General features: G+C 59.9%; 16 protein-coding genes. 3 read left to right on the forward strand and 13 right to left on the reverse strand.

The window, feature by feature from the left end:
• Positions 1-38 precede the first annotated feature (38 nt).
• The 12 genes from I6E51_RS08890 to I6E51_RS08945 form a co-directional block, all read right to left on the reverse strand.
• Positions 39-1,040, reverse strand: coding sequence for an FtsQ-type POTRA domain-containing protein (locus I6E51_RS08890; protein ID WP_307783885.1), 1,002 nt, complete (start codon positions 1,038-1,040; stop codon positions 39-41).
• Positions 1,027-2,472, reverse strand: a complete 1,446-nt coding sequence (gene murC, locus I6E51_RS08895) for a UDP-N-acetylmuramate--L-alanine ligase (RefSeq protein WP_197110002.1) — start codon at positions 2,470-2,472, stop codon at positions 1,027-1,029. Before murC ends, I6E51_RS08890 begins: the two co-directional genes overlap by 14 nt.
• Complete coding sequence (locus tag I6E51_RS08900) at positions 2,469-3,563, reverse strand: glycosyltransferase (protein WP_197110003.1); 1,095 nt, start codon at positions 3,561-3,563, stop codon at positions 2,469-2,471. The genes murC and I6E51_RS08900 overlap by 4 nt, the downstream gene beginning before the upstream one ends.
• Positions 3,560-4,957: a putative lipid II flippase FtsW gene (ftsW, locus tag I6E51_RS08905; protein WP_197105523.1), complete on the reverse strand. Its 1,398-nt coding sequence runs from the start codon at positions 4,955-4,957 to the stop codon at positions 3,560-3,562. The genes I6E51_RS08900 and ftsW overlap by 4 nt, the downstream gene beginning before the upstream one ends.
• Positions 4,914-6,458, reverse strand: a complete 1,545-nt coding sequence (gene murD, locus I6E51_RS08910) for a UDP-N-acetylmuramoyl-L-alanine--D-glutamate ligase (RefSeq protein WP_197110004.1) — start codon at positions 6,456-6,458, stop codon at positions 4,914-4,916. The genes ftsW and murD overlap by 44 nt, the downstream gene beginning before the upstream one ends.
• Positions 6,443-7,540, reverse strand: coding sequence for a phospho-N-acetylmuramoyl-pentapeptide-transferase (gene mraY / locus I6E51_RS08915; protein ID WP_197105521.1), 1,098 nt, complete (start codon positions 7,538-7,540; stop codon positions 6,443-6,445). The genes murD and mraY overlap by 16 nt, the downstream gene beginning before the upstream one ends.
• Positions 7,537-8,940, reverse strand: coding sequence for a UDP-N-acetylmuramoyl-tripeptide--D-alanyl-D-alanine ligase (gene murF, locus I6E51_RS08920; RefSeq protein WP_197110005.1), 1,404 nt, complete (start codon positions 8,938-8,940; stop codon positions 7,537-7,539). Before murF ends, mraY begins: the two co-directional genes overlap by 4 nt.
• Positions 8,941-8,976: 36 nt before the next feature.
• Entirely contained in the window at positions 8,977-10,710 is a 1,734-nt protein-coding gene (locus tag I6E51_RS08925) for a penicillin-binding protein 2 (RefSeq protein WP_197110006.1), read from the reverse strand.
• A gap of 28 nt (positions 10,711-10,738) precedes the next feature.
• Complete coding sequence (locus I6E51_RS08930; RefSeq protein WP_197110007.1) at positions 10,739-11,347, reverse strand: hypothetical protein; 609 nt, start codon at positions 11,345-11,347, stop codon at positions 10,739-10,741.
• The gene (gene rsmH / locus I6E51_RS08935; RefSeq protein WP_197110008.1) at positions 11,344-12,297 is read right to left on the reverse strand and encodes a 16S rRNA (cytosine(1402)-N(4))-methyltransferase RsmH; all 954 of its coding nucleotides are present in this window, start codon (positions 12,295-12,297) and stop codon (positions 11,344-11,346) included. The genes I6E51_RS08930 and rsmH overlap by 4 nt, the downstream gene beginning before the upstream one ends.
• Positions 12,298-12,396: 99 nt before the next feature.
• Complete coding sequence (mraZ, locus tag I6E51_RS08940) at positions 12,397-12,828, reverse strand: division/cell wall cluster transcriptional repressor MraZ (protein ID WP_129071303.1); 432 nt, start codon at positions 12,826-12,828, stop codon at positions 12,397-12,399.
• Between the two features lie 244 nt (positions 12,829-13,072).
• A complete protein-coding gene (locus I6E51_RS08945) occupies positions 13,073-13,456 on the reverse strand; it encodes a DUF3040 domain-containing protein (protein ID WP_197105516.1) in 384 nt (127 codons plus the stop codon).
• A 73-nt stretch (positions 13,457-13,529) separates the two neighbouring features.
• Between I6E51_RS08945 and I6E51_RS08950 the strand changes: the two genes are divergently transcribed.
• Positions 13,530-14,648: a polyprenyl synthetase family protein gene (locus I6E51_RS08950; RefSeq protein ID WP_197105515.1), complete on the forward strand. Its 1,119-nt coding sequence runs from the start codon at positions 13,530-13,532 to the stop codon at positions 14,646-14,648.
• Between the two features lie 54 nt (positions 14,649-14,702).
• Here the strand turns inward: I6E51_RS08950 and I6E51_RS08955 are convergent, their stop codons facing one another.
• Entirely contained in the window at positions 14,703-15,044 is a 342-nt protein-coding gene (locus I6E51_RS08955; RefSeq protein ID WP_197105514.1) for an Rv2175c family DNA-binding protein, read from the reverse strand.
• A gap of 203 nt (positions 15,045-15,247) precedes the next feature.
• Between I6E51_RS08955 and I6E51_RS14225 the strand changes: the two genes are divergently transcribed.
• Together I6E51_RS14225 and pknB are read left to right on the forward strand one after the other, a co-directional pair.
• Complete coding sequence (locus tag I6E51_RS14225) at positions 15,248-16,702, forward strand: LysM peptidoglycan-binding domain-containing protein (RefSeq protein ID WP_231599706.1); 1,455 nt, start codon at positions 15,248-15,250, stop codon at positions 16,700-16,702.
• Positions 16,703-16,760: 58 nt separating this feature from the next.
• Positions 16,761-18,734, forward strand: coding sequence for a Stk1 family PASTA domain-containing Ser/Thr kinase (gene pknB / locus I6E51_RS08965; RefSeq protein ID WP_197110009.1), 1,974 nt, complete (start codon positions 16,761-16,763; stop codon positions 18,732-18,734).
• Positions 18,735-18,842 lie beyond the last annotated feature (108 nt).

Here is an 18,842-nt window from a genome sequence, read left to right on the forward strand (position 1 = left end):
ATTAGCGGCCTTGCCGCACGCTCAGCGCTCGCGAAGGGCTAGCTGGGACGGAAAATGCCATTGCTGGGAGCCGACACGTCGAACTCGCCCGCTTCATCCGACGATCGAGTAGAGATGAGTGCTTCGAGCAAAGCTGCCTTTTCGTCCGAATCGCTAGCGCTGCCCCACACCACACGCTGACCTACCCCGGTCAACACAAAGGACACGTCATCCTTGGTGGTCGCAGAAACGCTTTCGACCCGCGCTCGAAGCTCCGTTGGCAGAGATAACAAAACCTCCGTCGCCGCGGTAAAGGCAGAACTCGAGACATCCGCTCCCCCAATATCGATCAGCGGCACTCCGGGGATCCGTTCTGCTGATTCCTGGATGGTGATTCCAGCGGGATCGAGCAACGTGAACACTCCGTTGATCTTCACTGACCCAATCGGTTCGCGTTCAACAATGTGCACGAGCAAAGTATCGGGCGGCACAATTTCGGTGACATAACTGCGGATCAACGGGAAGACCGACAGTTCTTCGTTGATGGCATCAAAGTCTAGGAGCGCGAGCGGCGTTCCCTGTTGGGTCTCCACGGCAGCTTGAACCTCAGCGGGATCGATGCGGTTCGTTCCGTCAACAACTACCGTGCGCAACGCCAGAATCGGCGAGAACACAGCGACCGCGATGAGGGCGAGCAACACGGCGACGAGCCCAGAAACCGAGAGCCACACAAACTTACGCGTGCGTGCGCGACGCGTAAACCGGCGAAGCTCCGCTTTTTCTGCACGCTTGCGAGCCCGCGCAGCACGACGAAGCTGTCGCTTCGCGTGAACTTCAGGATTGGGTTCTCTGCGCTGCTTTGTGGGGCGCGGACGCGGGTCGGCCGCGGGCTTCGGCGCCGCTGTGGGCTTCGCTTCCGGCTTCGCTACGGATGGCCCGGGCTTCGGCGTGCGTGCGGATGTGGCGTCTTTCGCCGGCTGCGGCGAACGCTTTCGGCGAGACTTAGCCGGAGGCGGATCCGGCTGGGCAGCAGACTTATCGAACCCTTCAGGCCTCTTCACTCGGCACCTGATCTGCGACCGTCTCGGATGCCTCGACAACGGGATAACGATCGATCGCTGCGACAAGCTGCGGGATGATGCGATAAACATCACCACAGCTCAGGGTCATGACGATGTCACCCTCCTGAGCAATCTCAGCGACACGTTGCGCCGCCAACTCCCAGTCGGGCTGGTAATCAACCCGCGAAGGATCAACGAAACCAGACGAGACGAGTTCTCCGGTGACACCAGGAATCGGGTCCTCACGCGCACCGAACACTCCGAGAACAACGGTGTGGTCTGCCAAGCGTTCGTAAACCTCGGCAAATTCAGGTGCCATGTCGCGGGTGCGACTAAAGAGATGCGGTTGGTGCACAGCGATCAGCCGGCCGTTGCCCAACACACTGCGGGCGCCGCTGAGTGCTGCTTCGACCTCGGTGGGGTGATGAGCGTAGTCGTCGTACACGCTCACTCCGTCGACGACAGCATGCAGCTCGAAACGGCGCTGCGTGCCCGCAAAAGTGGAAACCGAATCAATGGCGGCTCCCAGTTCGTGACCAAGCCCGATCAGTACCGCAATCGCGCCTGCAGCGTTGAGAGCGTTGTGGTGCCCAGGAACAGCGAGTTGCACCCGCTCTTCGCGACCGTCGACAACGACGGTGAATGCCACGGGCCCGAGAGACGTGACGGAATGGATGCGCACGGTCGCGTCATCCGCTTCACCAAACGTCACCACGTTGTCGTGCGTGAGTCGTTTGGTCACCCGAATTGCGCCAGCATCATCGCTGGAAACGACGACGGCTTCAGTAGCCCGCGACGCAAACTCTACGAAAGCGTCATCGAAGGCCTCGTGGGAGCCGTAGTGGTCGAGGTGATCCGCATCGACGTTGGTGATCAGGGCGACAGCGGTGGAATAGAGCAAAAAGGAGCCATCAGACTCATCTGCTTCGACCACAAACAAATCATCGGTTCCTGAGCCCGAACTAGTGCCCAAGCCCTGAATTACGCCGCCGTTCACAAAGCTCGGAGACGTGCCCAGTTCGCGCAGCGCGGTGATGATCATTCCTGTCGACGTTGTCTTGCCGTGGGCGCCCGCGACGGCAACCAGACGAGTCGAGCCCACGAGCCACGCGAGAGCTTGAGAGCGGTGGAGTACAGGAATGCCACGCTCAAGCGCAGCGAGGTACTCGGGGTTATCGGGCCAGAGCGCGCCCGTGTACACCAGCGCTTCCGCTTCACCGAGGTGAGCGGCGTCGTGGCCGATCGAGATCGTTGCACCCGCTGCGTTCAGCGATGCGGTGTTTGCGTTCGCGGCCTTGTCAGAACCGGTGACCGTAATTCCGGCATCCAAAAACATCTGGGCGATGCCGCTCATACCCGCGCCACCGACACCAACGAAGTGCGCCGAACGCAATGGTCCGGGCAACGGCATAGACAAGTCGGGAAAGATCATGATGTCAATGGTAGATCGCGGCCGAGGGCCAGATCGACGAGTTCAAGCATCCGGTCGGTTCCGTCGAGGGAACCAACGCTCGAGGCGCGGGCAGCCATGTCCGCAATAAGGGCACGTTTGCGCAGCATCGGAACGAGTTCGGAACTGACCCATTGGGGCACGAATCGGGAATCCGTGACGAGCACTGCGGCTCCGGCCTCTACTGCTGTACGAGCGTTGTATTTCTGCTCGCCATTGCCGACAGGGTACGGAACGTAAATCGCGGGGACGCCGAGCCCGGTGAGTTCGGCGACAGTTGATGTGCCCGCCCGCGCAATCGCAAGATCGGCCGCCGCGAGGGCGAGCTCCATGCGGTCGCAGTATTTGACCACGATGTAGCCGGGGAGTTGCTGATCATCGACAGCGTCTCGGTACTCCCCCGTAATGTGAAGCACTTGCCAGCCCGCGCCCAAAATGCGCGTGATCGACGCGGAAATAGTGTCGTTGATGCGTTTCGCTCCCGAGGAACCACCCGTCACCAGGAGGGTTGGCTTCTTGGGATCAAGGCCGAAAAAGGCATCCGCCTCGGTGCGCGCCGCAAAGCGGTCGAGGTTCTCAATTTCGGCACGCAAGGGCATACCGACGACTACGCCGCCACGAATCGGAGTGCGGTCGAAGGCTGTGCCCACAAACTTCGTAAAGAAAGAGCCGAGACGGTTCGCGATGCCCGGGCGGCTATTGGCCTCATGGATGACGAGGGGAACCCCCGCCTTGCGCGCACCCAAGTAGGCCGGTGCCGCAACGTAGCCGCCGAACCCGACGACCACATCCACGCCGCGCTCGGCAATGATCGAGACGACCTCGTCAATAGTGGCGCGCAGCCGAGCCGGAAACTTTAGTGCAGCGCGGTTTGGCCGACGCGGAAACGGAAGCTTCGCGATCGTGAGAAGCTCAAAGCCGCGGGCCGGGACCAAGCGGGCCTCTAGCCCCTCCTTCGTGCCCAGAATCAACACCTCAGAGTCGGGTTCGCGCAGGCGAATCCGTTCGGCTACTGCGAGCAAAGGATTAACGTGGCCGGCGGTACCCCCACCGGCAAGGAGGTAAGTAGTCATCGGCGTCCTCGTGCTCGATTAGCCGCCAGCATGCGGGAACGGTCGGCTGCAGTTTGAGCAGGAGCAGCAGCGGGGGTCGCGGCACTCGGGGCCGCCGTAGGAGCACTCGCCGGCCCCGAAGGCCGAGGCGCAGCGGAGGCCGCCTTGTGGTCAGACCTCGCGAACGACAGCACAATTCCGATAGCCAGCAGCGTCGCGATGAGCGCAGAGCCACCCGTGGATATCAAGGGCAACGGAACTCCAAGAACGGGAAGAACTCCCAGCACCACCGCAAAATTCACGAACGCCTGGCCGACCGTCCACACCATAACGCCCGCGGTCGCGATGCGAACGAAGCTGTCGTTGGTGGTGCGGATGATGCGGATAAAGGCAACTGCCAACACGACGAACAACAGCAGAACGACGATCGCGCCAATAAGCCCGAGTTCCTCGCCGATGATCGCGAAAATATAGTCGTTGTCGGCGTGAGGCAGCCATCCGCGCTTGGCAACCGAGTTGCCAAGCCCGCGGCCAAAGAGACCGCCGCCGGCGAGAGCCCAATTCGCGTGATCGATTTGCCAGCACGAATCCTGATAGTCGAGCTCGGTGCATCCGTTCAACCAGATATCAATGCGCGAGGTACGAGAACTACTAGTGGTGGCGAACAGCAGCGCCCCGACAACAACGGCAAGGACACCGATCGACAGGAACTTCAGCCGCACACCGGCGAAGAAAAGGCACGCGAAGACGATGAGAAGCATGATGGATGCTGTTCCCAAGTCATTACCGATAAGCACGAACCCGATAGCGGCGCCGGCAACCGGCACAACAGGCAGCACTACCTGACGCCACTCACTCAGCACGTCTTGCTTGGTCGAGAGCACCCAGGCCACCCAGATGATCACGGCGACCTTCACGAACTCAGACGGTTGTGCGCTGAACGATCCGATTTGAATCCAGTTTCGGTTACCTCCGTACTCCAAACCGATACCGGGGACGAAGACGAGAAGCTGCAAGACCGCGCCAAGCACAAGCCCAGGGAACGCCCACCGCTTCCAGAATCTTGTCGGCGCGCGTGACGCAATGAGCATCAGCGGGATGCCCAAAAGAGCGAACAACCCCTGACGCAAGAAGCTGCCGAAGAATCCTTGATCGGCGGCGTAGGACTCCACCGATGACGATGAGAGCACCATCACGAGCCCAAAGATTACGAGGAAGAGCGTTGTTCCCAAGAGCAGGAAAAAGTTGCTCGATTCTCCCGAGAAAATGCGTTTGACCGGCACGCGAGCCGCGACAGGCTCCTGCTGCTTCGGAGATGCGTCCGCGGATGCGGCGTCAGGTTGCGAGGCTTTCGGCCCGTTGGTCGGCCCGCTACTCGGCCGCTGGGGTCGGTGTGGTCGCTGAGGAGGCGTCATCGTCGTTCCCTCCTACTCGTTCGAGCACTGCTGCTGCGAACTTGTCTCCGCGATCTGCGTAACTCGTGAATTGATCCATGGATGCTGCCGCTGGCGCCAACAAGACGGTGTCGCCTTCGGCAGCGATTCCGTGCGCCATCTCGACAGCACGGGGCATCACGTGATCAGTGTCAGTCGAGTCAACCTCGAAGACCGGAATCTGGGGCGCGTGTCGCTGGAATGCGGCCTGTATTGCCAGCCTGTCGTTACCAATGACAATTGCTGCCTTGAGCCTCGGTGCATGTTTTGCGATCAACGGTGCGACATCAATGCCCTTGAGGAGGCCGCCCAGAATCCACACCACAGGGTCGGCCGCGGAAAGCGATGCACTCGCGGCGTGCGAATTAGTGGCCTTGGAATCGTTGATCCACGTCACTCCCCCGCTGACGAGCACAACCTGATTACGGTGGCCATCAATTTCGAAACTAGCTACTCCCTCACGCACTGCGTCGATGCTTACGCCAGCGGCTCGAGTGAGTGCACTCGCCGCGAGAATATTGGCGACCATGTGAGGCGCCGCAAGGTTGCGCTGGCGCAGCTCATCAAGCGTGAAAAGTTCGAGGGCAGCGTTGTGGCGGTCATCGCCGAACGCGCGGTCAGCGAGCAAGTCGCTCACAATCCCGAAATCGCTGGGACCCGGCGTATCGAGTCCAAAACCGATCGCCCGGCATCCCTCGACCACTTCAGCATTTTCGACCATGGCGAGCGTCTCGGGCACCGCACGATTGTAAACAGCGGCAATCTTCGTGTTGGCGTACACAGTCGCTTTCGCGTGCGCATACGCGTCGCGAGAACCGTGCCAATCGAGGTGGTCGTCGGCAAAATTGAGACAGACACTGGCGAGCGGTGAGATCGCACCAGCGCCCTCTCGCGGCATCCCATGAAGTTGAAAACTCGAGAGCTCAACGACGAGAAAGTCAAAGCCATCGGGGTAACGAATAGCGTCAAGTACCGGGATCCCAATATTGCCGACTGCACCAGCTCGGAAGCCTGCCGTTGTCAGAATGTGGGCGGTCAGCTGAGCCGTGGTCGTTTTGCCGTTGGTGCCTGTGATGGCGATCCATTCGGCAGGCGTGCCTGTTTTGTCGCGCAGACGCCAAGCGAGCTCAATTTCGGTCCACATCGGCACAGCGTTTGTGCGGCACCACTCCACGAGAACGTGATCGAGCGGATAGCCAGGTGACACGATGACGACGTCCGGGGCGTGAGCGGTGAGCGCGGCCAGTTGTTCGTCGGCGCTTCCGCCAAGTGCCAGCTCGGCACCGATGACCTGCGTCATTTCAACGCGGTTCGCGGATGCGGCGTCTGCGACCACCAGCACGCGAGCCTTGAGTTCGGTGAGGGTGTCAGCCGCCGAGAAGCCGGTTGCACCCAGCCCGAGGACCGCGACGCTCAGTTCGCTCCAGGCCGAGTTCCAGCTGGTGAGTGAGGTGAGATCGCGCACGACTACTGATTGATCCATTCGAGATAGAAGGTTCCGACGCCGGCCGCGACGAAGAGCGCCGCAATAAGCCAGAAACGCACCACAACAGTGACTTCTGCCCAGCCTTTGAGCTCGAAGTGATGATGCAGCGGGCTCATGAGGAAAATACGCCTACCGCCGGTGATCTTGAAGTAAGCCCGTTGCAGAATCACGGAACCGGTGACGATAAGGAAGAGTCCACCGATCAGGATGAGCAGCAGCTCGGTGCGGCTCATGATTGCGAGAGCAGCAAGCGCGCCACCAAGGCCAAGTGAACCGGTGTCGCCCATGAAGACCTGTGCCGGTGACGTGTTCCACCAGAGGAAGCCGATGAGAGCACCAACGATCGCGGCAGCGATGATCGCGAGGTCGAGCGGGTCGCGGACTTCGTAGCACTTGTACAGCACTTCGCGATCAATGGTGGGGTTGCTGCACGACTGATTGTTCTGCCAGAAACCGATGACAATGTACGACGCGATCGCGAAGATCGCTGAGCCGGTCGCGAGACCGTCAAGACCGTCGGCCACATTCACACCGTTAGACGTGCTGACGATGATGAGAGTCACCCAAATCGCAAAGAGAATCGCGCCGGTAACCACACCAAAAGTGGCGAGGTCGAGCCAGCTGATGTCGCGAAGTCCCGAGATCATCGATGATGCTGGTGTGAGTCCGCCAGGATCGGGGAAGTTGAGAGCGAGAGCAGCAAAACCTGCGGCGACGATGACCTGCCCAGCGACCTTCGACCAACCGCCAAGGCCGAGACTGCGCTGCTTGCGAGTCTTCATGAAGTCATCGATAAAGCCGATGATGCCAAGGCCAACCATGAGGTAAATAACCAGGAGGCCCGACAGTGTCACGTCCTCGCTGGCGACCCAGTGTCCGACGAAATAACCGATCGTCGCGCCCAGAATGAAGACGATTCCGCCCATTGTCGGGGTGCCACGCTTGGTGTGATGGCTCTCGGGACCGTCGTCACGAATGAATTGGCCCCACTTGAGGCGCACAAAGAGCTTGATGAAAAGCGGCGTGAGCAGCAGCGTGAAGAAAAGGGAGAAGCCCGCTGCAACGAGAAGCGCGATCATGCGGTCACCCCGGCGATCCGGTCACCCAGGTGCCGCAAGCCAGCAGAGTTCGACGATTTCACTAGCACGACGTCGCCCTCTCGCAGTTCTTCACGCAGCACAGCGTATGCCTCTTCGACGCTATCCACGAGGACCGACTCTCCATCCCACGAACCTTCAAGACCCGCTGCATTGTGGATGTGGCGCGCTTCGTGCCCGACCACAATGAGCTTCTGCACGTTCAATCGCACGATCAGCCGACCGATACGGTCATGCTCGTCGTTCGCATAGTCGCCGAGCTCAGCAAGCTCACCCAGCACCGCAACGGAGCGATTTTCGGGTCCAACGATCTGAACAAGCGTCTTGAGTGCAGCCGCCATCGAGTCAGGGCTCGCATTGTAGGCATCATTGATGACGGTGATGCCGCCGGGAGCCTCCAACAGCTCCATCCGCCAACGTTCGGCGCGCTCGATGGATTCGAGCGCCGCGACCGCGCGCGCGGGATCGATGCCCAGAGCGCGTGCTGCCGAAATCGCCGCCAGAGCGTTCGTGACATGGTGTTCGCCGAGGATACGCAACTGCACGGGAATCGTCGCGCCTCCGACGTGCAACTCAAACGCGGTTCCGTGGACCGTAGCCTGAATGTCGTCAGCCCACACCTCAGCACTCGAGTCGAGCCCGAACAGGGTGACGTTAGCCTCCGTCTGCTGCGCCATAGCTTTGACGCGACCGTCGTCGTTGTTCAAGACGGCAGTCGCGGACGAAGGCAGATGGGAGACCATCTCGGACTTTGCTCGGGCCGTGACTGCGGCATCCCCGAATTTGCCGATGTGGGCCAGACCCACCATCAGGACGATGCCGACGTCGGGCATGACAATCGACTGAAGGCGCGTGATGTCGCCAAGGCCGTCTGCTCCCATCTCAACAACGAGAAATTGAGTGGAATCAGTGACGTTGAGCATGGTGATGGGCGCACCGACATCGTTGTTGAACGAGCCCTGAGGCGCAACAGTTTCACCCTCGTGCTCCAGAATCGCGCGCAGCATGTTCTTCGTCGTCGTTTTACCGTTGGAACCGGTCACCGCGACAACTTTGAGATGACCCTTGCTTCGGACGGAAGCAACGACTGCGCGCGCGAGAGCTTGGAGAGCGATTACCCCGTCGGCAACAATGATCTGCGGAACGTCAAGATCGAGTAGTCGTTCGGCGACAACGAGCGTTGCGCCATTCGCTACTGCGGTGGCCGCGAAGAGGTGACCATCAGTGCTTTCGCCGCGCAGAGCAAAGAAGATGGAGCCTGCAGTGCTGAGCCGGGAGTCAGTTTGCACGCTGCTCGCGGGGAGGCGTTGCTGACCGTCGCTGCCATCACGGAGTTCTCCGCCAACGGCGGTGGCAATCTCGGCAATGCTCAGTTCGATCACGTGATGTGCTCCAGGGGTAGGTGACGCGGGGGAAGCTCACCAACGCAGCGGCAGATCCGGTCCCGAAGTGTTTGACGGGGTAACACGGTAGGTGGTGAGCGTTTGGGCCATGATGTCGCGGAAAGTCGAGGCAATGGCTCCGGAATATATGCTATCCGGGATCCCGGCTGTCGCGATCACTATGTACTCAGGGTCATCTGCTGGGGCGAGCCCCGCATAGGAAATCACTACGTTGCTGCCATAGGCACCGTTCTCGGCAACCTGCGCTGTTCCACTCTTTACGGCGACCCGATAGCCGGGAATCTGAAGATTCGGAGCCGAACCACTAGCGCTGTACACCATCTCCATCATTTGGAGAGTCTGATCAGCAGCCGTCTCGGAAATAACCCGAGTGCCTTCAGTTGACGGTGTATCGGTGACCGTGCCGTCAGGCCACGTGCAGCCCTCAACAAGAACGGGAGGAAGTCGAACACCATCGTTGCCGAGCGCCTGGTACGCGCTCGCCATCTGAATGGATGTCGTGCTGAGACCTTGGCCGAATTGAACGGCGTAGTTCGTACGCGCGTCCCAATCCTTGGCTTCGTAAAGAGTGCCGCTCGATTCACCGTTGAAGCCGATACCGGTTGCTTCACCGAGCCCGAACTTCTGAAGGTAATCATGTCGAGACGCGGCATCGAGAAGATCCGTGTACTGAGCAATGGCTGTATTGGAAGATTCCACAAGTGCTCCCGCGAGAGTCAACTGTTGGTCTTCGTGATAGAAGGAGTCGCTGATCGTTCCGCCGCCGTTGGTCAGCTCTAGCGCGTAGGGCGAGACAACTTGCGTTTGCTGGTTGGCCACGCCCGCATCGATCAGAGAGGCAGCAGTCAGTGCTTTCACGGTCGAACCGGGCTCATAGGGCGTACTGAATGCTCGCGAGCCCAGGGCGCCACGCTCAGCGAGGTCGACGTTGTTGGGGTCCACGGTCGGCCAGTCGCTGACGGCAAGAAGGTGAGCATCACTGACGCGCATCACGACACCCGTTGCCCACGTAGCGCCGAGCGACTCCGCGGTCTGCGCCATCCGCTGCTGAACGTAGAACTGAAGATCTCGGTCTATCGACAGCGCGAGCGTGCCACCGTCTTGCGGTTCGATCGATTCCACCGCGCTTCCGGGCAACGCGACGCCATCTTCACCACGCGCGTAACTCGCTTCAACGTCTTGACCGGCGAGGCACTCATCGCCTGTCAGCTCGACGCCGGCCTGCGGTCCGTCGGTACCGATGAATCCCACGAGGTTGCCGGCGATTTCGCCGTTCGGGTAACTGCGCTCTGGACTCAGTTCGTAGTAGAGCCACGTGATGCCTAGCTCGCCAACGGTCTGATACTGCTCGAGAGTGATGCCCTTCGCCAAGTACTCGAAGTCTGACTCTGGGTTGTCCAGAATCATGGCGAGCAATTCATCAGGATCTCCCCCAATGATGTCCGTGATCTTCGTCAAGTCCTCAAGCACGACCACAGAAGCGTTCTCACGCAACAGGGTCACCCGTGGTGAGATGACGATATCGAAACGTTCGACACTGTCAGCGAGAACGGCGCCCTTCGTGTCAACGATGTCCCCGCGCGTTCCGTACGTCACCCGAGTCAGGGTTCGTTTGGTATCGGCTTCAGCGTTGAGCGTTTCTGCCTGCACGATCTGCAGGTCGACGAGACGAACCATGAAGACACCCGTCAACACCACGATGGTGAGGATGACAAATGCCACTCGCGCGCGAGTTGAGCGTGGTTTCATCGAGTCTCCCCCAGAAGGTTCATCTCAATCATCGCGTGACAGGTGCCGGAATCGCGTTATTGGAAGGCTGTGGCGCGGCGGTAGCCGAATCCGCAACAGCAGTTCCTGACGTGCTCGCAGCAGTCGTTGCGGCAGCAGTCTTGGCTGCGGCGGCGGCCGCAGCATTTTCCGCACTCACGAGCGGAACATCAGAAAGCAGCGTGTTGCCGACAAGGCCACAGTTGCCACCACATCCGGTGGGATCCGCGCTGCCCGGCAGGCGGAATACCGAACCATCCGAGATGTTCAGCGAATATGGCGTCGTGTTGGGAACCATGCCGAAGCCTGCTGCCTGAGCAGCGAGATTCTGTGACGACGACTGCAACGAGAGCGACTCAAGCAAGCTTTGCTCGGTGCGGATCAGCACCTTCTGCTCGTACTGCAACGAATCGATCTGGTAGGCACCCTGGGTGACCACGATGCTGAGCAAGAGCTGCGCCGCAAGGATCACAAACAGGCTGCCAACGGTCACCACGGCGTAGAGCATGCGCGGTCGAGCCTTGCGCTGTGCCTTCGTCGTGACGATCTCAATATGAGACGGGCGTTCCGTGGGCTTGTAAAGCGGCTGTGGCTGCGCATAAGCGAGGTTGGTGCTCATGAGATGACTCGCATTCGTTCTATTGCTCGCAGTCGTACGGGCTTTGCTCGAGGGTTAAGGGCTTGTTCTGCTTCGCTCGCTTGCTCAGATCCACGAACAAGGAGTTTGAGCTCGGGCTTGTGCTCCGGAAGTTCAACCGGAAGCCCTGCCGGCGCAGTGGACTTGGAGCGGCGCTGTAGCTCACGCTTGACGATGCGGTCTTCCAGCGACTGATAGGCGAGCACGACCATTCGTCCGCCGAGGGCGAGCGAGTCGACGGCAGCGGGAATCGCCCGCTCGAGCACCGAGAGCTCTTGATTGACTTCGATTCGCAGCGCCTGGAACACGCGCTTTGCGGGATGTCCCGCACGCTGTGCCGCCGCCGGCGTAGCCGCAATGACCAGTTCCACCAGTTGAGCGGATGTCGTCAAGGGCTGCTGCTCACGAAACTGGACGATGCGGCTGGCGAAACGCGGCGCTAGCTTCTCGTCGCCATACGCGTAAAAGATGCGGCGAAGTTCGAGCTCGCTGTACGTTGCGAGGATGTGCTCGGCCGTGACCGGCGTCGAGGCATCCATCCGCATGTCTAGCGGAGCGTCTTGAGAATAGGAAAACCCGCGCTCAACACGGTCGAGTTGGAGTGAGGAGACTCCGAGGTCGAAGAAGATGCCCTCGACTGACGAGATTCCCAACGTAGCGAGTGCCTGCGGAATTTCGTCGTAGACAGCATGAACAAAGTGCGTGCGGCTAGCGAAAGGCTCAAGCCGGCGTCTAGCGATAGCAAGAGCGTCCTCGTCTCTGTCGATGCCCACGAGCGTGAGGTCCGGGAAACGCTGCAGGAAAGCCTCCGCGTGCCCGGCCATGCCGAGGGTGCCGTCAACAAGAACGGCTCCAGGAGCGTTCAGCGCCGGCGCGAGCAACTCAATCGAGCGCTCAAGGAGTACTGGGGTGTGGATGGTGTTGTCAGCCATGGCGTAAGGGCCTAGTTCTTGGATGCTGATCCCCATCCGATTCGACCTGATATCGGGGAAGAAAATCAGGGCGTTCGGCTGGGAGTCAGCGTCGAAGAGCTAGAAGAGTCCCGGAATCACCTCCTCGGTGGTGTTGACGAAATCGGCCTCGGTGGCCTCGTAGTAGTTGTTCCAGGCTTCGGTGTCCCAGATTTCAGCGCGGTTACCCGCACCGATCACAGTCAGGTCTCGCCCTAATCCGGCGTACTCACGTAGCCCAGCGGGGATCGTTACCCGGTGCTGCTTGTCAGGCGTCTCTTGGTTTGCACCAGAAAGAAAGAGACGCAAAAAATCGCGCCCCTGCTTGCTCGTGACAGGCGCCTTGCGAATCGCCTCGTGCATTACTTCGAACTCGCGCTGGCTGAAGACGTAGAGGCAACGTTCTTGGCCACGAGTGACCACGACGCCGGACGCGAGCTCCTCGCGAAACTTCGCCGGAAGGATGATGCGGCCCTTGTCGTCGAGCTTGGGGGCGTAGGTGCCTAGAAACACGGCGCCCTCCCCTCAATCTCCGGCCCGGATTCTGGTTGCCTCCACTTTACTCCACTTTCAACCACATATCTAAGGTTTTCGCGCACATTGCGTAAAAGTTATCCACAGAGGCCAATGAATATAAGGAAATTAGGGGTGGAGGAAAATGGAGCAAAATCGACCTAATTCACGTTTCCAACCCCGTTCTGGGCACAAAAAAAGGACCAGCCCGAAGGCTGGTCCTTGAAAGTGGAGAAGGTTGGAGTTAGCTATTGCCGTCCTGGCGGCGATCCCAACGCTGGTTGATTGTGTCCATAAATGACGTGCCGCGCTTGGCGGAGCGGCCCGATGAAGCCGACGACGGCTCCGGTACTTCGTGGTCGTCTCCAGCACGAGGAGGCGCCACGAAAAGCAGAACACCAACGAACATGACGACGAACCCAAGCACGCCCACGAGAGGCTGCTGAATGATCACGCCTGTCAACAATGCAATGATTCCAGCGACCCCGACTAGGACGCCAACAACCATCATTCGATAGTTGGGCTTGCCTTTGCGAGGGCTGACTGCGCTGACGAAATCGGCGTCGTTTTGATAGAGGCTGCGCTCCATCTCATCGAGGGCCCGCTGCTCTTGCTCTGAAAGCGGCATTCCGTTCCCCTCTCTCTGGGATTTACGGCTAGGTCTCTATAGTACGCCCCCATTCACTAGGTAGGCTAGACGAGTGCCTGAGAGTAACCAGTTAGTTGACCTTGTCCAGCTGAAAATCGATGAATTTCTCGCCGAGAAGCGCAATGAGCTTGACGCAATCGCCCCCGAGTTGACCGCCCTCACCGACGTTGGTAGCGCGCTCTTGTCTGGCGGCAAGCGTTTTCGGGCGCTTTTTTGCTACTGGGGATGGCAGGCAGTCGCCGGGCTCGCCTCGTCTGATGACCCGTTTGCTGAGAACTCCGTGAGTAAAGACCTCACGGGCGTACTGCTGTCAGCCTCCGCCCTCGAGCTCTTCCACGCCGCAGCGCTCGTTCACGACGACATCATGGATCGCTCCGACACCCGCCGCGGTGCGCCTTCAGCCCATCGTCGCTTCGAGAAGATGCACCTCGACGGCGGATGGAGCGGCAACGCCGAGGCGTATGGAGAGTCATCCGCACTCCTGCTTGGTGATCTACTCCTGGGCTGGAGCGACGAGCTCTTGGGCCGTGGGATCGCGACACTCCCCCGCCCTTCGGCTTTGGCCGCGCGTAAGGAATTCATGACGATGCGCACGGAGGTCATGGCCGGACAGTTCTTGGACATCCATGATGAAAGCGCATGGGCAAGCTACCCCGAGTCAGAAGCCCTTGACCGTGCGCAGCGCGTCTTGATCTACAAGTCTGCGAAGTACAGCGTTGAGGCCCCTCTTGCGCTTGGCGCCAGCCTGGGCGCCGGCACTGACGAACAAATGGCAACTCTTCGCGCCTTCGGTTTACCTCTGGGCGTTGCTTTCCAGCTGCGCGACGACGTGCTTGGTGTTTTCGGTGACCCGGAAGTGACGGGCAAGCCCGCCGGCGACGATCTTCGTGAAGGCAAGCGCACCGCCATCATCGCAATCGCTCGCGAAAAGCTCTCGAAGAGCGCCAACGCCATCCTTGACGAACTGCTGGGTGACCCCGATCTCAGCGATGAGCAAGTGAACATGATTCGTTCGACGCTCGAAGAGTCGGGCGCCGTCGCGAAGGTTGAGAAGGCGATCTCGCGCAATCTCGAACGTGCGTGTGAGGCAATCGAGAACGCGGACCTTGCACCGACAGCGCGCGCACGCCTACTCGAGCTGGCCGAAGCGGCGACCACAAGATCGTTCTAGAGCGCTGGTGCGCAAGCGCACCGTGCAGCTAGTGATCTGGCGCGCTACGAGATCTTAGAAGCCGAGGGCCTGAGCGACGCGGCGGACTTCGGCCTTACGTCCAGCCCGGAGTGCTTCAACCGGCGCTACACCCAAACTCGGCTCGCTCGAAAGCAACCAGTTCATTGACTCATCGAGCGAGAAGCCCGCGTCAGAAAGCACGACAACGGTTCCCCTGAGCTCGCGCAGCGGCGCTCCGTCGACGATGAACACGTCGGGAACCTGCCACACTCCATCGATTTTGCTCGCGAGGAGAGCGCCTTCTTCAATGAGGCGACGCACTTGGCTCACCTTGAGCCCGAGAAGCTCGGTGAGGTCTGGAACAGTAAGCCAGTTGATGGTGGGTGATTCAGTCACACCTTAAGACTGCCACGACACTGGAGTTAAACCTGACAGTTCGCACGGCATACCCAGAATATTCACTAGCAACTTAGGTAACACCAGTCACATTGGCAACACCAGCCACAATGGTTGACACTAATAAGCTTCTGTGACAGCGTTGAGCCGGTGATCTCAGTGATCGCATGTACCTTCTCGGGGCCGGGAGCAGGAAGAACGCTATGACACACTTCATGATGGACGACACAGACAACATTGCTGCGACCGTTTTTGCGGGGCTAGTGCCCGCACACGCAGTCGACACGCCTGATCGCGCTCGACGGATCGCCCAGCAGCGCTCCCGCATGAACCGCAGCGTCATGAACACGGTTCCTGTTCTCTTGGTTGGGTCCCTTGCCGCTGCGACCTTCAACCTCACCGGGCCCGTCGAACCGGTCAACGCCAAGACGCCTGATGACCCCCGGCTCTCCACTGAACGTGCCACTAAGCCTTCTCGTGTGACGACTCCCACGATCAGCGAGGCTTCGACAACGATCATCGGGCCCGCTCCGGCGAGCTACCGCGTTGCCGAAGGCGACACCGTCAGCGACATCGCTTCTCGCTATGGCCTCTCTACCGCATCCGTTCTGGCGCTGAATGGGTTGAGCTGGTCGTCAATGATCTTTCCCGGCCAGGAACTCAAGCTGACCAAGGATGTCGTCAACACCGTTCCCAGCGTGAACCACGTCAAGACCACCAATGGTCAGTACACAATCGTCGCTGGTGACACGATCAGCGGCATCTCGCACAAGTTTGGCGTCTCGACGATCTCGGTGATGTCGGCAAATGGCCTCGGCTGGTCGAGCATCATCTACCCGGGTCAATTGCTGATTATTCCCGGGAACTTGAGCTCTCCCACGCAAGAAACCGAAGAATACGATTTCACTGCGGATGAGGACGACGCCCCGAGCGACAGCGCTTCTTCGGCAGAGAGCGAGGATGCCGCAGAGGATGCCGCAGAGGCTCCAGTCGAAGTTGTGGTTGAAGCGCCGGCGCCGGTAGTTGAACCAGAGCCAGCACCGGTAGCCGAAACGGCCCCCGTCGAAGGAAGCACCTACCTCGTTGTTTCTGGCGACACCGTATCGTCGATCGCATCACGCGTCGGCATCTCGACTCAAGCGCTACTCGACGCAAACGGCCTGTCATCGTCAACCGTTATCTTTATCGGCGACAAACTGACGATTCCGTCATCGAGTTCTGTGCCGGCCAGCACAGGTGGAAGTGTCACCTACCTCAACTCCGAGATGCGGGCGAACGCAGAAGTCATCATTCAAGTCGGTCGCGATCTTGGCGTTTCCGACTATGGCATCACTATTGCCCTCGCGACTGCGATGCAAGAGTCGAGCCTACGCAACCTCACCTGGGGCGATCGCGACTCCGTTGGTCTCTTCCAGCAGCGCCCAAGCTCAGGCTGGGGAACTGTCAGCCAACTCACGACACCTTCCTATGCTGCGAAACTTTTTTACGGCGGACCGAGCAACCCAAATAAGGGAATCACGCGCGGATTGCTGGAGATCTCAGGCTGGCAGAACATGAGCGTAACGAAAGCGGCACAGGCCGTGCAGATCTCAGCTCACCCGGATGCCTACGCAAAATGGGAGACTTCCGCCCGATCTTGGCTAGAACAGCTCGGCTAAGAGCCAGAACAGCCGTGTCTAGCGGCACTCTCGAAGCTCAGAACTTTAGACTCTGAAGGTGAATGCGAACTCTACTGATCCGATGATCGGCCGTCTGCTCGACGGTCGGTATCAGATTCGTTCGCGGATCGCGCGCGGCGGTATGGCAACCGTGTACCTTGCTACTGACCAGCGTCTCGAGCGCAAAGTCGCCATCAAGGTCATGCACGGTCACCTTGCTGACGACAGCAAGTTCAAGGAACGCTTCGTGCAAGAGGCTCGATCCTCAGCGCGGCTAGCCCACCCCAACGTCGTCAACGTCTTCGATCAAGGTCAAGACAGCGATATGGCCTACTTGGTGATGGAATACCTGCCTGGCATCACGCTGCGCGATCTGCTGCTGGAACACCGCATCCTCACTACCGAGCAGACGCTCGACATTATGGAAGCCGTGCTCGCCGGCCTCGCCGCCGCCCACAAAGCTGGCATCGTTCACCGCGACCTCAAACCAGAGAACGTCTTGCTCGCCGACGACGGCCGCATCAAGATTGCTGACTTCGGACTAGCGCGCGCCGCTAGCGCCAACACCGCCACCGGCGCCTCGCTACTCGGCACAATCGCGTATCTCTCCCCCGAACTCGTGACTCGTGGACTGGCAGACACCCGCAGCGACATCTACGCCGTCGGCATCATGATGTACGAAATGCTCGTAGGCGAGCAGCCTTTCAAGGGCGAGCAGCCCATGCAGATCGCTTACCAGCACGCCAATGACGCCGTGCCGAGCCCGAGTTCACGCAACCACCTGGTGCCCGCCGAACTCGACGACCTCGTACTGTGGGCTACCGCGCGCGAGCCGGACGACCGCCCCAAAGACGCACGCGTGCTGCTCGACCAGCTGTACCAAACGCACAGCTCACTCATGACCGCCCTGCCGCCCACGGCATCCACCGCTGTACAACGAACGATGGTGCTCCCGAGCGCGCCGGCAGAAGAACCACAGAACTCGACGGCAGACACCCAGGTGTTCGGCGCAGAACTTCAGCAGGTTGCAGCTCCGGCTCCTACCCAAGTGTCCGAGAACACCACCACCCTGTCGACACGTGCCACGAAACGAAAGTCACGCGGCTGGTGGCTGCTCATCCTCATCGTTCTACTCGTCGGCGGTGCAGCCGGTGCTGGCTGGTACTTCGGGGCTGGCCCTGGCTCACAAGTGACGATTCCTGACAGCATCCGCAATGCAACGCCGGAAGAAGCCCAAGCAATCTTGGAAGATCTCGGGCTTGTTGTCAGTGATGAACTTGGCGAAACCTACGACCCCGTAGTCGCGGTCGATCTTGTGGCGAACTCAGCTCCCGAAGTGGGTGCGAGTGTGCCGAATGGCTCTCCCGTGCAGCTGCTGATCTCGCAAGGTCCGCGCCCGCTCGCTGTGCCTGACTTCTCTGGAATGACGGAAGAAGAAGCGCGTGCTGCTATCGAAGCAGCCCCCTTCACTCTCGTAGAGCCCATCATCAAACAGTTCGATAGCGATATCGCCGCCGGTCTCGTCGTTGATGTACTTGGTGCAGACTCTGCATCAATTCTCGGAGCCGAAAACTACGGTGAGCTTCAAGACGTAACCCTCGTCATCTCCGCAGGCTCACTGCCCGATGTCACGTGCTCTACCGTCGACGAAGCAACGCAAACTCTTGCCGGCGTCGGGCTGAACGCGGAGACCGGCATCGAAGTGTTTAGCGATTGCCAAGAAGGCAGCGTCGTAGCCATCGACTCCGAAAAGAATGCGGATGGTGTTCCCCGCACATTCCGCGAAGGCGACACTGCGACTCTCATCACCTCGAAGGGCCCTGACCTCGTGCAGGTTCCCGACGTTTCTGGAGAGACAATCAACGGTGCCATCGCAGAGCTCGAGGAACTCGACTTCATCGTCAACGTCGAGACCGACCTGCCGCAGGGGTTCTGGGGTTCCGGCCTCGCCATAGTTTCCGGCACTGACCCATCAGCGGGCGAGGCGATCAAGCGCGGCTCTGAAGTCACCGTTTACGGTCCGCAGATCTAGCTACGGTTCCCGCCACTGCACCAAGTGGGCTGTGGCTCACTACACCGCGAAAAACGCCCGCCACCCGTGACGCTCTCCTGAGAGAGTGTGGGGATGGCGGGCGTTTTC

The sequence above is a fragment of the Salinibacterium sp. NSLL17 genome (assembly GCF_015864935.1).
Lineage (GTDB): Bacteria > Actinomycetota > Actinomycetes > Actinomycetales > Microbacteriaceae > Rhodoglobus.

What these genes read in the sequence shown, in the direction of transcription:
- murC (WP_197110002.1), bottom strand. Translation starts at nt 2,472, where the DNA reads ATGATCTTTCCCGACTTGTCTATGCCGTTGCCCGGACCATTGCGTTCG.
- I6E51_RS08900 (WP_197110003.1), bottom strand. Translation starts at nt 3,563, where the DNA reads ATGACTACTTACCTCCTTGCCGGTGGGGGTACCGCCGGCCACGTTAAT.
- ftsW (WP_197105523.1), bottom strand. Translation starts at nt 4,957, where the DNA reads ATGACGCCTCCTCAGCGACCACACCGACCCCAGCGGCCGAGTAGCGGG.
- murD (WP_197110004.1), bottom strand. Translation starts at nt 6,458, where the DNA reads ATGGATCAATCAGTAGTCGTGCGCGATCTCACCTCACTCACCAGCTGG.
- mraY (WP_197105521.1), bottom strand. Translation starts at nt 7,540, where the DNA reads ATGATCGCGCTTCTCGTTGCAGCGGGCTTCTCCCTTTTCTTCACGCTG.
- I6E51_RS08925 (WP_197110006.1), bottom strand. Translation starts at nt 10,710, where the DNA reads ATGAAACCACGCTCAACTCGCGCGCGAGTGGCATTTGTCATCCTCACC.
- I6E51_RS08930 (WP_197110007.1), bottom strand. Translation starts at nt 11,347, where the DNA reads ATGAGCACCAACCTCGCTTATGCGCAGCCACAGCCGCTTTACAAGCCC.
- rsmH (WP_197110008.1), bottom strand. Translation starts at nt 12,297, where the DNA reads ATGGCTGACAACACCATCCACACCCCAGTACTCCTTGAGCGCTCGATT.
- I6E51_RS08945 (WP_197105516.1), bottom strand. Translation starts at nt 13,456, where the DNA reads ATGCCGCTTTCAGAGCAAGAGCAGCGGGCCCTCGATGAGATGGAGCGC.
- I6E51_RS14225 (WP_231599706.1), top strand. Translation starts at nt 15,248, where the DNA reads ATGACACACTTCATGATGGACGACACAGACAACATTGCTGCGACCGTT.